Origin of the sequence: Dyella sp. GSA-30 (assembly GCF_027924605.1) — a bacterium.
GTDB lineage: Bacteria > Pseudomonadota > Gammaproteobacteria > Xanthomonadales > Rhodanobacteraceae > GSA-30.
In genome coordinates this window covers 4027678-4042843 of record NZ_AP027042.1, presented here as the reverse complement: position 1 = coordinate 4042843, position 15166 = coordinate 4027678, and the positions used below count along the sequence as shown (strand labels likewise).

The following is a 15166-nucleotide window of genomic DNA, read 5'->3' as shown; positions in this document are numbered from 1 at the left end:
GATGCAACGCCTGTTTCTCATGGCGCTTGTCTGTTTCGCGCTGGTCGCGTGTGCATCGAACACGCCGCGTACGGCTCTACCGGTCGCGCACGATGCGTCGACCGAACATGCGCAATTGCTGGTCATGCTGCGTGCGCCGCCGCAACACTTTCAGCCTGCCAGCGTCTATGGCGGCAGTTACCGTTCGTCCTCCGACGAAGCGGCGCGTCGACGTGTGGCGCGTCAGTTGGCGCGCGAGCACAACCTGGTACTGATCGACGATTGGCCCATGCCTTCGCTGGGCCTCGATTGCTTTGTGATGCGTGCGGCCGACGGCGTGTCCACCGCTGCATTGGCCGATCTGCTGGCCAAGGACTCGCGTGTCGAGTCGGCACAGCCCATGCAGTTGTTCCACGTGCTGGCTCAGCCCGAAACGAGTCAGTCGGACAAGAAGGGCGACCCGCTATACACCCTGCAGCCGGCTGCATCGCGCTGGCACCTGTCGGAGTTGCACCAGACCGCCACCGGAAAGGGTGTCACGATTGCCCAGATCGATAGCGGTGTGGATGCCGTGCATCCGGATCTGCAAGGGCAGGTCGTGCAGACCCGCAACTTTATCGACGACAACCCCTATCGCCCGGAAAAGCACGGAACCGAAGTGGCCGGCATCATGGTGGCGCACGAGGGTAACGGCCTGGGCATTGCCGGCATCGCGCCGGACGCGCATCTGCTGGCGTTGCGCGCTTGCTGGGAAGACCCCGCCCATGACACGACGGCGATCTGCAGCAGCTTCACGCTGGCCAAGGCCCTGCAGTTTGCGATGGAAAGCCGGGCCAGCGTGCTCAACATGAGTCTGGCCGGTCCGGACGATCGCCTGCTCGGACGCCTGCTGGACGTGGTGATGGCACGCCATATCACGGTGGTCAGCGCGGTCGACGAAAACCTGGCCGGGGGTGGTTTTCCCGCCTCGTACCCGGGTGTGTTCGCCGTGGCGGGCGATCACGTCGAGCATGGCCCGCCCGGTGTGCTGTACGCGCCCAGCCACGATATCCCCGCCACCGCGCCCGGCGGTGCCTGGGACTTCGTTACCGGCTCGTCATTCGCCGCCGCGCAGGTCAGTGGTCTGGTGGCGTTGATGCGCGAATTGTCGCCAGAGATCACGGCGGCGCGTCTGCGTGACGCCATGGAGCCGGAAACTACGCTAGGCTTGACGGCACAGCGGCCTGCGATGATCGATGCGTGCGCGGCGGTGGCGCGTGCCAGTGGACACTGTGCGTGCGATTGCACTGCGGTAAGCGTGACATCCTCGGCGCCGCGCCGATAAGAGTCTCGTTTCGTGGTTCGAAAGCTGGTGGCGGTTGCCGCGGTGTTGTGTGTTTCCCAGACCCACGCGCAGGTCTCGACGTCGGCTGCGTTCGTTTCGGATTATCGCTATCGCGGCGTATCGCTCAGCGACGGAGAGCCTGCGGCACAGCTGTCCCTATCTTACGATGCCCCGACGGAAGGCTGGTACGCCGGTGGCATGGCGTCCAACGTGCGGCTTGCGCGGGAAAACGGCGTGCAGGTACTGGGTTATGCCGGCATCAGTCGTCGTTTTGCACCGGAATTCAGCTGGGAGCTGGGGGCGGAATACACGCAGTACAGCGGGCCGCACCATTATGAATACCCCGAGATCTATGCCGGGCTGACCTACCGGCAGATCAGCGCGCGCATTTACTACACCAATGATTACTTCAGTGTCGGTGTCCCGGTGTTGTATGCCGAGCTCAATGGTAGTCGCAATTTTACCGACCACTGGTATGCGTTCGGCCATATGGGCCTGCTCCGGCGCAATGGGTATCCCTCCAACCAGGCTCGCATGGACTATCGTGCCGGCATGGGCGTGTCATTGAGCCATTGCGATGTGCAACTGGCCTGGACGACGGTGCGCGGAGCCGAGTACGTGCATTATCCGGTGGCCTGGGGCGCCGGTCGCGATGCCTGGGTAGTGAGTGTGTCCTACGCCTGGTGAGCCACGCCGGTGTTATGGCGACGTATGCGCAAGAAAAGCCAGCAGGGCTTTCCAGTTATCGCCAGCGCCCTTGGGATCGCGCGCCTCGATCAGGGTGGACGAACCATGCACGCCACCCGTGCGCGGTATGTATTGCTGCTTGGACGACGACGGGGACGCGGCAAGGATGCTGCGTGCTGCCTCGATCTCTTCATCGGTGTTGGCGGACGTGACATAGATAGGCACGGTCACGTGAGAAGCCGCGTCGCGCACCTGCGATTTGTTATCGAAGTACTCGCCGGGAGAGAAAGCCAGTACCGCTTTCACGTCGGGGTGTTCCGCCGCAACCAGGAAAATCAGTGACGAGGAGTAACTGCTGCCCCAGAGCATGACCGGCAGTTTCTGTTGCTGCCCCCATGCGAGCGCGGCTTCAAGGTCCTGTTTGGCCTCCAGGTAGTCCGCTTTGCGCCCCAAGCCCGCCGCCGTTTCGTTGGGGCCGAACAGGTCGCCGCCGGAGCGCTGATCGATGGCCAGGGCGCTGTAGCCTGCTTCGACCAGGCGAGGTGCGATGGTGGCGTATTCGTCCTTGCTGGAACCGGCCTGGTGGAACAGCAGGATCAGCGCCTTGGGATGGGCGGCTCGATAATAGTTGCCGTGCACGACCACGCCGTCTCTGGCCTTGAAGCTTGTCGATGTCGCGCCCTGAGCTCCATAAGCCGGCAAGACGGCGGTCAACAGAACGCCGAGAAGCACGAGGAGGCAGCGCAGGAGGTGGCGTGACATGAGGCTAATCCTTGGATTGTGGAGCGTCTGGGTGGCCCGACGGCCGCAGGTTTCACGAGCGGAGCGAGTGGGCGCCAGCCGGACTATCCGTGGATTTTTTGGCCAATGCAATCATCTTGTGCGCTGCGGCGAAGCCCGAGCGTCAAGCTCGAATCGATTAATTGCTCCGGTTTTTATCGATCCAAGACATTCGCATTAAATAATATTTATCCGTGAAGAAGGTGCTTATTTTTATTTATTGTATACATAAGTTGTCCTACGATTTTATCGGTTGCTAGCTTTAATTGTTTGGTGTATTAATCGCTACACCTCATTGCCGGTGAGGTTCACATAAAAAAATCGATTTCCTCTTCGAGGCATCGATTTGACCAGGGAAGTTCAGGGTGCATGCGCGTGGCACAGATGTGCCGTGGCATTCATCAGCGTGGCCGATACCCACGCTGGTCGACAAGGAGGGCAACATCCATGTTCTACCCGGAAACGGCAAATTTTCGAACACCCGTATTGGAGCCTGAGGAGTGCCAGGTTCTCTCGTGCAGGTGTTGTCAGGGGCCGCCAAGCTAGTTCTTGGCTCATTCCATTTCCTTGAACACCACTAGCGACGTTTGACCAACACCTTGAGGTGAGGGTCGGCTTTCGTTGCACCATCCATTTTCAATTCGCCGATCTGTGCGCGAAGGGGTGCGTATTGTCTGAAAATCGAGTTGCCACGATTTAGTTGAGTTCGTTTTGAGGATGGATAAATCACGTGCGCGCTTAATGCGTGCGCGACGGTCGCTTGTTGCCTATTCATCAGGGTGAATAGCCGCAATAGCCGATCGCCGAGGTGAGGTCGAGTGTCGCGTTTCGAATGTGCAGATTGATTGGTCTACCGCCCAGATCAGGAGATACACCGTGAACCGCATTTACAGGCTCGTGTGGAATCGTGCGTTGCACGCTTGGCAAGTGGCTTCCGAATTGACGACGCAGATGCATGCGGGATTGTCCTCGGGGCGTTGCGATTCCCCCTTGCCAAGCTGGCCCAGACGGCGTCTGGCCATGGCGTTGGCGATTGCGATGCCCTGGGTGAGTTCATCGGTATATGCCGCTTGTACGCCCGCCAACCCAACGGCTGGCGCTACCGTTACCTGCACCGGGGCTGCTAATCCTCTCGCTCCCAGCTACGCGGCGACCGCGAACAACATCACAGTTAACGTACAAACGGGCGCAAGCGCGGGCGTGCTTCTAGGTCTTGGCGGCACCGCAATGTCGCTGACCGGTAACAACGTCACGTTCAACAATGCCGGCACGGTCGATCCCAGCCTGCTCGGCCTCCTCGGCCTGCTTTCGTCAGGCACCTTTATCGGCAATGGCAATGCCAGCACCGTCAACGTCAACAACGCCGCCACCGGCGTGATGAACGGAACCTCGGGTCTGCTCGGGGTAAGCATCAATGGCCTGACCGGCATGGCGCTGGCAGTGCAGAACGGCACGGGGGGCGTGACCAATATCCGCAATGACGGTTCGATCGGCTCGAATGCCCTGCTTGGCATCAGTCTGATTCCTTCGGATGCACCCGTATCGGCGGTCTACGGCGGTGGCAGCGTCAATTTCGTCAATACGGGAACTATCACCGGCCGCGTCGCCTTCCAGGCGTCCGCTACGCCGGGTCTGGGCAATACGTTTGCCAACTCCGGCACGATCAATGGCGGCGTCTCGATGGGCGCCGGTAGCACCAATACGTTTACCGCGGTGTCCGGCTCTTCGGTCAATCTGGCCGGTGGCATCGGTCTGGATCTCAACGTGCTTGGCCTGGTCGGCGTAACGCTCGGCTTCGCGCCGACCGGCGTCGTCGACGGCGGTGCCGGCGGCAACAACACGCTGGTCCTGCAAAATGTCTTGCCGACCAGCGGCACCGGTACGGGCACGGGTGGCGCGGTAACCACGCTTTCCAGCGGCACCTATATCAATTTCCAGCATCTGCTCGTCAATAGCGGTACCTGGAATCTGCAGGGCCCGCTGGTCAGCGGCGATGCCACGCTCAATGGCGGCCTGGTCAATTTCGACAACGGTGGCGTCTTCGGTGCTAGCGCGATCTCGGCCAACGGCGGTGCCATCGCCGCGTCGAACGGCGGGCTGACCATCGCAAACAACGTGACCCTGGGCACCGGCGGACTTACCGCGGCGGGAACCAACAACTTCACCTTGTCGGGTGTGTTGTCGGGTACGGGCGGGTTGACCCAGAGCGGCAGCGGCATCCTGAGTTTGACCGGTGCCAACACCTATACCGGTGGCACGATAGTGAGTGCCGGAACGCTTGCACTCAGTGGCGGTGGTTCGTTGCTGCCAACTGGCAGCATGAATTTATCCGGTGCCACGAGTCGCTTCGATATTTCCGCCGCCGCAGCGGACACGACGCTCGGTTCGTTGACGGGCGTGGCGGGAAGCCAGGTTGCGCTGGGTGCGCACAACCTGACCGTAGGCGGCGCAGCCAGCACGACCTTCGCCGGCGCGATTACCGGTACAGGCGGTGTCGTCAAGCAGGGTGCGGGCACGTTGACGCTCAGTGGCGTCAACACCTATTCCGGCGGCACGAATATCAATGCGGGCATCCTGGCGCTGAGTGGCGGTGGTGCGCTTGCCGCCAATGGTGCTGTGACGATCGGCGCTACCAGCGCGCTGGATATCTCCGGTTCGAGCGCCAACCAGACGATCGGCAATCTCATTGGCGTAGCCGGCAGCCAAGTGCTGCTCGGAGCGCGTACGCTGACCACGGGTGGCGCAGCCAACAGCACCTTTGCCGGCGTCATCAGCGGCAGCGGCGGATTGGTGAAGCAGGGTGCCGGTACGCTGACCTTGAGCGGCGCCAATACCTATAGCGGCGGCACTACCGTCAACGCGGGCGCGTTGCAGGGCGATACCACCAGCCTGCAGGGCAATATCGCGGACAACGCCTCGCTGATTTTCAACCAGGCAGCCAACGGTACGTTTGCAGGCGTCATTTCCGGTACGGGTGCGCTGAGCAAGCAGGGTGCGGGCGTGCTGACCTTGAGTGGCGCCAATACCTATAGCGGCGGCACCACGATCGGCGCCGGCACGTTGCAGGGCGACACCACCAGCCTGCAAGGCAATATCGTCGACAACGCCGCGCTGGTGTTCAATCAGGCGATCGATGGCAGCTTTGCCGGAGCCATCTCCGGAACCGGCACCTTGAACAAGCAAGGCGCGGGCACGCTCACCTTGAGCGGTACCAATACCTATACCGGCGGCACCACGATCGGCGCGGGTACCTTGCAGGGCACGACCGCAAGCCTGACCGGCGCCATCGTCGACAACGCGGCGCTGGTGTTCAACCAGGCGACCAACGGCACGTTTGTCGGTGGCATCTCCGGTACCGGCAGCCTGACCAAGCTGGGTACCGGTACGGTGACCTTGAGCGGCGCTAATAGTTACAGCGGCGGCACGGTTATTACGGCCGGTGCGCTGCAGGGCGATACGAGCAGCCTGCAGGGCAATATCACCGACAATGCATCGCTGATCTTCGGCCAGGCCGTCGACGGTACCTTTGCGGGCGTCGTATCGGGGACCGGCAACCTCATCAAACAAGGTGCGGGCACGCTTACCCTGACGGGCACCAACACGTATAGCGGCGGCACCACCATCAGTGCCGGCGCCTTGCAGATCAACACCGGCAATATCACCGGCAATATCCTCGACAACGCATCGCTGATCTTCAATCAGCCGACCGATGGGACGTATGCGGGAGCCGTGTCGGGTACGGGCAGCCTGACCAAGGCTGGCGCGGGAACGTTGACCTTGAGTGGTGCCAATACGTATAGCGGCGGCACGACGATCAGCGCAGGTGCGCTGCAAGGCGATACGACCAGCCTGCAGGGCAATATGCTCGATAACGCCGCGCTGATCTTTGCGCAGAACACTGACGGGACTTTCGTCGGTGCGATCTCCGGTACGGGCTCGCTGACCAAGCAGGGCGCGGGCGTGCTCACATTGAATGGCGCCAATAGCTACAGCGGCGGCACCACCATTAGCGCAGGCACCTTGCAGGGCGACTCCGCCAGCTTGCAAGGCAATATCGTCGACAACGCGGCACTGATCTTCAATCAGGCGACGAACGGTACCTACGCAGGCGTCGTATCGAGCAGTGGCAGCTTGAGCAAGACGGGCGTGGGTACGCTGACGCTGAGCGGCGCGAACACATATACCGGCGGCACCACGATCAGCGCGGGTGCGCTGCAGGGCGATACCGGCAGTTTGCAAGGCAACATCACGGACAATGCCTCACTGATTTTCAATCAGGTCGCCAACGGGACATTCGCCGGCGTGGTGTCGGGTACCGGCAGCTTGACCAAGAGCGGTGCTGGTGTGCTGACCTTGAGTGGCGCCAATACGTATGGCGGCGGCACGACGATCAGCGCCGGCACCTTGCAGGGCGATACCACCAGCCTGCAGGGCAATGTCGTCGACAACGCGACGCTCGCGTTCAATCAAGGTACCGACGGTACCTTCGCCGGTGCCATCTCCGGCACCGGTGCGCTGGTCAAGCAGGGTGCGGGCGTACTTACGCTCAGCGGTGCTAATACCTATAGCGGCGGTACCACCATCAGCGCCGGTGCCTTGCAGGGCGATACAACCAGCATCCAGGGCAACGTGGTCGACAATGCCTCGTTGATCTTCAATCAAGCGGCAAACGGCACGTTCGTCGGTGCCATCTCCGGCACAGGCAGCCTGACCAAGAGCGGTGCCGGCGTACTGACCTTGAGTGGAACCAACAGCTATAGCGGTGGCACCACCGTCAGCGCGGGCACCTTGCAAGGCGACAGCAGCAGCCTGCAAGGCAACATCCTCGACAACGCGGCCGTGGTGTTCAATCAGGCCACCAGCGGCACGTATGCAGGTGTGCTTTCTGGCACCGGCAGTTTGACCAAGGATGGCGCCGGCACCTTGATTCTCAGTGGCGCCAATACGTATGCCGGCGGTACCACGATCAGTGCCGGGGTATTGCAAGGCGATACCACCAGCCTGCAAGGCGATATCGTGGACAACGCCAGCCTGGTGTTCGACCAGACGGCCAGCGGCAACTTTGCCGGCGCGGTCAGCGGCAGCGGCAGTCTGGTGAAGCAGGGCGCGGGTACGTTGACGCTGAGCGGCGCCAATAGCTATACCGGTGCGACGCAGATCAATGCTGGCACCTTGGTGCTTGCCGCAGGAAGCAGTCTGGCTGCCTCCAGTGGCGTCAACCTGACGGCAGGCAGCACGCTGGATCTATCGGCGGCAGGCAACCAGACGCTGGGTGTGCTCGGCGGTGCGGCCGGTACGATCGATATCGGTGCAAATACATTGACGCTCAACGGCGCGGGCAATGGCAGCTTTGGCGGCGTGATCGACGGCACCGGCGCATTGATCAAGCAGGGTAGCGGCACGCAGACATTGACGGGCGCCAACCTCCATACCGGCGGCACCACGATCACCGGCGGTACGCTGGCGCTTGGTGCGGGTGGAAGTCTCGCGGCGGGTTCAGCGGTAACGCTTGGTGGCACCGGCACGCTGGATCTGTCGACGGCAGGTAACCAGACGATTGCCAACTTGAATGGCGCAAGCGGACAGATCCTGCTTGGCGGCGGCAGTGCGTTGACGGTCGATAGCGGCAACTTTGCCGGCGCGATCGGCGGTAACGGCGGCCTGACCAAGGCCGGTGCCGGCGCACTGGTACTCGATGGCAGCAACACCTACACCGGCGCGACGCAGGTCACTTCCGGCAGCCTGGTCATCGGTAGCGATGCAGCTCACGCGACGGCGGGCATACAGAGCGACGTCACCGTGGCGACGACGGCCTCGTTGGGCGGCTTCGGCCACGTGGACGGCAATGTGGAGGTGCAGGCGGGTGGCCATCTGGCGCCCGGCGGCCTTCCGGTCGGCACTTTCACGGTAAACGGCAACGTCACGCTGGATCAGGGCAGTCAGCTCGACTTTGCGTTCGGCGCGCCGGGAGCGAATGCGACCACGCTCGGACAAAGTCATAACGTTCAGGTGAACGGGAACCTGAGCATCAATGGCGCCGCGCTCAACCCGACCGATGAGGGCGGGTTCGGCCCGGGCCTGTACAACCTGTTCAACTACACCGGCAGCCTCACCGAAACCAACGGCGGCATCACCGCGCCGGTGGGTTACTCGATCCAGAACCTCACTGGCAGCAAGCAGATCAATCTGATCAACGCGGTTGGTCTGTCGCTGAATATCTGGAACGCCAACGGGCTGGCCAACGCGACGCAGATGGGCGGTGGCACTGGCGTCTGGTCGCAGACCAACCCGAACTGGACCGATGCGACCGGCAGCATTACGGCGGTACGCGCACCGGCCGATTCGTTCGTGATTTTCGGTGGTGCGGCGGGCACCGTCACGGTCGACAACGCCGGTGGTGCGCAGCCGGTGACCACGCAAGGCATTCAGTTCGCCAGCGACGGTTACCTGCTCAATGGCGATCCGCTCGGTCTGGTGGCGGCAACGCCCGGTGCGCTCACCGAGGTACGTGTGGGTGATGGCAGTGCGGCGAGTGCAGGCTGGGTTGCCACCGTCGACAACGTGCTTACCGGCAATGGCTTGCAGAAGACCGGTGCCGGTACGCTGATCTTGAATGGCGCGAACACGTATACCCAAGGTACGGAATTGAGCGCGGGTGTACTTTCGGTGTCGTCCGATGCGAATCTCGGTGCGGCGTCGGGCAATCTCGATTTCGAAGGCGGTACCTTGCAGGTCACCGGCACGGCGTTTACCAGCACGCCTCGCACCATCGTGTTTGGCGCAACCGGCGGCGGTTTCGACATCGCTGATGCAGGCAACACCTTCACCGTCAACCAGGCGCTGACCGGTACCGGCAGCCTGACCAAGTCGGGCGACGGCACCCTGGTCTTGTCGGGCGCCAACAGCTATAGCGGCGGTACGACCATCGGCGCGGGTACGCTGCAAGGCGACACCGCTAGCCTGCAGGGCAATATCGCCGACAACGCGTCGTTGATCTTCAATCAGGGAACGAACGGTACCTTCGCCGGTGTGATATCGGGTAGTGGCGATCTGACCAAGCAGGGCGCGGGCACGTTGACCCTGAGCGGTGCCAACACGTACAGCGGCGGCACCACGATCAGCGCGGGCGCGTTGCAAGGCGACACCACCAGCCTGCAGGGCAATATCGCCGACAACGCGTCGTTGATCTTCAATCAGGGAACGAATGGAACCTTTACCGGCGCGATATCGGGCAGTGGTGACTTGACCAAGCAGGGCGCGGGCACGCTGACCTTGAGCGGTGCCAATACGTATAGCGGTGGCACCACGATCAGCGCCGGTGCATTGCAGGGCGATACGACCAGCATCCAGGGCAACGTGGTCGACAATGCCTCGTTGATCCTCAATCAGGCGACGAATGGAACGCTGGCCGGTGCGATTTCCGGCAGCGGTAGCCTGACCAAGCAGGGTGCCGGTACGGTGACACTAACCGGCGCCAATACATACAGCGGCGGCACCACCATCAGCGCGGGTGCACTGCAAGGCGATACCACCAGCATCCAGGGCAACGTGGTCGATAATGCCTCGTTGATCTTCGATCAGGCGGCCAATGGAACCTTTGCCGGCGTGATATCGGGCACAGGCAACCTGACCAAGGATGGCACCGGCACACTGACCTTGAGTGGCGCCAACACCTATAGCGGCGGCACAACGATCGACGCGGGTGCCTTGCAGGGCAATACGACCAGCATTCAAGGCAATGTCGTCGACAACGCATCGTTGATCTTCGATCAGACCGCGAACGGCACTTATGCAGGTGTTATCAGCGGCACCGGCGATGTGACCAAGCAAGGCAGCGGCACGCTGACCTTGAGCGGTGCAAACACCTATACCGGCAGCACCGGCATCGATGCCGGTACGTTGGCGCTGGGGGCCGGCAGCAGCCTTGCCGCATCGAGCGGGATCAATCTGGCGGCAGGCGCCACGTTCGATGTCTCCGCCGCGGGCAATCAGACGATCGGTGTGTTGAACGGTGGTGGCGGTACGGTGAATATCGGCGGCAACACGCTAACGCTCGACAGCGCAGCGAACGGCTCGTTCGGTGGCGTGATAAGCGGCAGCGGTGCCTTGATCAAGGATGGCAGCGGTACGCAAACCTTGACCGGTGCCAATCTCTATACCGGTGGTACCACCATCAATGACGGCACCCTGGTGCTGGGTGCCGGTGGCAGCCTGGCGGCGGGCTCGGCGTTGAGCTTGAGCGGCAACGGCACGCTCGATGTCTCGGCCGCGGGCAATCAGACCGTGGCCAGCCTGACCGGCACGGGCGGTCAGATTCAACTGGGCGGCACCACGCTCGATGTGGGCAGCGGCAACTTTGCCGGCGTAATCGCGGGCACCGGCGGCGTGACGAAGAGCGGCAGCGGCGCGTTGACGCTCAACGGGGTCAACACCTATACGGGTGCGACCCAGGTGACATCCGGCAGCCTGATCATTGGCGGCGATGCGGCGCACGCGTCGGCCAGCGTGCAGAGCAGTATCACGGTGGCCAATACCGGCTCGCTCGGCGGCTTCGGTCAAGTCAACGGCGATCTGGACGTCCAATCGGGCGGCCATCTGGCACCGGGTAATCCGGTGGGCAGTTTCACCGTCAATGGCAACGTGCTGCTCGAACAGGGCAGCCAGCTGGACTTCTCGTTCGGCGCGCCGGGCCCCAACATCAACACGCCAGGGCAGGGCCATAGCGTTCAGGTCAACGGCAACCTCACCATCAATGGCGCCACCCTCAATCCGCTCGACGCGGGTGGTTTCGGCCCCGGCCTGTACAACCTGTTCAACTACACCGGCACGCTGACCGAAGCCAACGGCGGCATCACGCCACCGCCCGGTGGCTACACCATTCAGAACCTAACCGGCAGCAAGCAGATCAACCTCATCACCACCGCCGGGATGGATCTCAACTTCTGGAATGCCAACGGTCTGGCGACGAACAGTCAGCTGGGTGGCGGCAGCGGTGTGTGGTCGCAAGCCAATGCGAACTGGACCGATGCCACCGGCAGCGTGACGGCCACGCGCGAGCCCGCCAATGCATTCGTGATCTTCGGCGGCGCACCGGGCACGGTCACCGTCGACGATGCCGGTGGAGCGCAACCGGTGACGACACTGGGCATCCAGTTCGCCAGCGACGGCTATCACCTCAATGGCGATGCGATCGGTCTGACCGGGACAGCGCAGGCTCCGCTCAGTGAAATACGCGTGGGCGACGGCAGCTCCGCCAGCGCGGGCTGGACGGCGACCATCGACAATGTGCTGACCGGCAACGGTTTCAATAAAACCGGCGCGGGCACCCTGGTGTTGAACGGCGCCAGCACGTACACGCAAAGTACCGAGTTGAGCGCGGGTGTACTTTCGGTCTCGTCGGATGCGAATCTCGGCGCGGCATCGGCCAACCTCGATTTCGAAGGCGGCACGCTGCGCATTACCGGCACCGCCTTCAATACCACGGCACGCGCGGTCACGCTGGGCGCGGCTGGCGGCGGTGTCGACATTGCCGATGCAGGTAACGCGTTCACCTTGAGCAATGCACTGAGCGGTAGCGGCGGCCTGACCAAGCTGGGCGACGGCACGCTGATCCTGACCGGTGCCAATAGCTACACCGGGGGCACCACGATCAGCGCCGGCACCTTGCAGGGCAATAGCACTAGCCTGCAGGGCAACATCGCCGACAACGCCGCATTGGTGTTCGACCAGGCAGCCGGCGGTACCTTTGCCGGTTCTATCTCCGGCAGCGGCACGGTGACGAAACAGGGCGCGGGGACGCTGATCCTGAGCGGTACCAACAGCTATGCCGGCGGCACCACGATCAGTGCGGGTGCACTGCAGGGGAACAGCGCCAGCCTGCAGGGCAACATCGTCGACAACGCCGCGTTGATCTTCGACCAGGCGAGCGACGGTACCTTTACCGGCGCAGTGTCGGGCAGCGGTTCGTTGACCAAGCAAGGCGCAGGCATGCTCACCTTGAGCGGCACCAACAGCTACAGCGGCGGCACCACGATCAGCGCGGGTACGCTTGCCGGCACCACCAGCAGCCTGCAAGGCGATATCACCGACAATGCCGCGCTTGCCTTCAACCAGACCAGCGACGGTACGTTTGCCGGAACGATCTCGGGCAGCGGCAGCTTGATCAAGCAAGGCGCGGCCACGTTGACGCTCACCGGCGCCAATACCTATGCCGGCGGCACCACGATCAGCGCCGGTACGCTGCAAGGCGACACGACCAGCCTGCAAGGCAATATCGCCGACAATGCGACACTCGCGTTCAATCAGGCGACCGACGGAAGTTTCGCTGGCGCGATTTCCGGTGCCGGCGCGGTGGTCAAGCAAGGTGCGGGCGTACTCACCCTGAGTGGCACCAACAGCTACAGCGGCGGCACGACGATCAGTGCGGGCACGTTGCAAGGCAACTCGGCCAGCCTGCAGGGCAATATCGCCGACAACGCCGCACTGGTCTTCGATCAGGGGACGGATGGCAGCTTTGCCGGTGCTATCTCCGGCGCGGGTACGGTCACCAAGCAAGGCGCGGGCACGCTGATACTGGCCGGTGCCAACAGCTACACCGGCGGTACCGTCATCAGTGCAGGCACCTTGCAGGGCGACACGACCAGCCTGACCGGCAACATCACCGACAACGCCGCACTGGTGTTCAACCAGAACAGCGACGGCGCATTCAATGGCAGCATTGGCGGCACCGGCAGCATCACCAAGCAGGGCAGCGGTGCGCTGACCTTGAATGGGAACAACTCGGCGACCGGAACAGCCACGGTGCAGTCGGGCACGCTGATTGTCGGCGATGCCGGCCATGCGAGCGCGACGCTCGATAGCAACGTCGTCGTCAACAGCGGTGCGACGCTCAGCGGCATCGGCACGATCGGCGGCCTGGATCTGCAAGGCACGATCATGCCAAGCAGTCTTACCGATCCGCTCAATGTCAGCGGCAATGCGTTGCTGCGCAGCGGTTCGACGTATCAGGTCACGGCGAACGCGGCCGGCCAAAGCAGCTTGATCGCCGTTGCGGGCACGGTCACCATCCAGGGCGGCACCGCGCTGGCCTTGCTCAGCCCCGGCAACTACAAGCCGACGACCGAATACACCATCATCACCGGTGGCCAGGGCGTCAGCGGAACATTTGCCGGCGTGCAGTCCAGTCTGACCTTCCTGACGCCGACGCTGAGCTACACCGCCAATGCGGTGAATCTGTCGTTGCAGCGCAATGCGGTGAGCTTTGTCGACATCGCCAACACGCACAACGAAAAGAACACCGCGACCGGCATGGATGGCCTGACCTTCGACAATCCGGTGTATTCCGCGTTGACTTTGCTCGATCCAGACGGTGCACGCCGTGCGCTCAACGAGCTCTCGGGTGAAGTGCATGCCAGTACGCAAACCGCCTTGTTCGACAGCAGCAGCCATATCCGCAGTGCGGTGAACCAGCATCTGCAGGGCATCGACTACGGTGGCCAGACGGCGAACGGCGAAACGCATGACGGCGTCGTGGTGTGGACCACCGGCTGGGGACATTGGGACGATCACGATGGCGACGGCAATGCTTCGCACATGCAATCGAACGGTAGTGGCCTGGTAGTCGGTGCCGATCTGCCGCTGGATCAGACCCGGCTCGGTGTGCTGGTTGCGCGCGGCCAGGATTCGACGCGCGTGGATTCGCTCGGTTCGGATACGAATGCCCACAGTACGTATGCCGGCTTCTACGGCAATTCCGAATGGGGTGCGTTCCGGCTTCGCGGTGCGGTGATCTACGCGTGGCAGGACATCCGTGGCCATCGCTCGATCAGCTTCCCCGATTTCTCGCAGAGTGCGAACAGCGACTACGACGCACATACCGCGCAGGCTTATCTGGAAGGCAGCTATGTGATTCCCCTGGGTCAGTTCACCACCCTGGAGCCGTATGCCAACCTCGCGCGCGTACAGGTGCATACCGATGGTTTCCGCGAACAGGGCGGTGCGGCCGATCTGGACATCGATGCGGCAACGGCCAACCAGACGATCGGTACGCTGGGCTTGCGCAGCACGACAAGCCTGGGCCAGAGCGGCTTGCGCGGTTATGCCGGTATCGGCTGGCAGCATGCCTGGGGTGACACGCAGGCGAGCCGCAACGAGCACTTCGTTGCAGGTGGTCCTGGTTTCAACATCCAGGGCGTGGCCGTTGCCAGCAACGCCGGTGTTGTCGACCTGGGTCTGCGCATGCCGCTGGGCTCGCATGCCTGGGTCGACGCGAGCTACTTCGGGCAGTTTGCCAGTCACGCGAACGATCAATCAGCTCGGTTGACCCTGACGGTATCTTTCTGAGGCCATCCATCGCGGCCGCCATTCAGGCGGCCGCGATCTTGCAACGAAGCCGCC

The 15166-nt window shown here is 62.7% G+C and carries 4 protein-coding genes; 3 read left to right on the top strand and 1 reads right to left on the bottom strand.

Annotation, left to right across the window (positions count from 1 at the left end):
* Position 1 precedes the first annotated feature (1 nt).
* The gene (locus tag QMG46_RS16865; RefSeq protein ID WP_281849010.1) at positions 2 to 1303 is read left to right on the top strand and encodes a S8 family peptidase; all 1302 of its coding nucleotides are present in this window, start codon (positions 2 to 4) and stop codon (positions 1301 to 1303) included.
* Between the two features lie 12 nt (positions 1304 to 1315).
* Positions 1316 to 1990: a TorF family putative porin gene (locus QMG46_RS16860; protein WP_281849009.1), complete on the top strand. Its 675-nt coding sequence runs from the start codon at positions 1316 to 1318 to the stop codon at positions 1988 to 1990.
* Positions 1991 to 2002: 12 nt separating this feature from the next.
* On the opposite strand, the gene QMG46_RS16855 is transcribed toward QMG46_RS16860, so the two are convergent.
* Positions 2003 to 2752, bottom strand: coding sequence for a dienelactone hydrolase family protein (locus QMG46_RS16855; protein ID WP_281849008.1), 750 nt, complete (start codon positions 2750 to 2752; stop codon positions 2003 to 2005).
* Between the two features lie 894 nt (positions 2753 to 3646).
* Between QMG46_RS16855 and QMG46_RS16850 the strand changes: the two genes are divergently transcribed.
* Positions 3647 to 15112 carry an autotransporter-associated beta strand repeat-containing protein gene (locus tag QMG46_RS16850; RefSeq protein ID WP_281849007.1) on the top strand — a complete coding sequence of 3822 codons (11466 nt, stop codon included), beginning with the start codon at positions 3647 to 3649 and terminating at the stop codon, positions 15110 to 15112.
* The last annotated feature ends 54 nt before the right edge of the window (positions 15113 to 15166 follow it).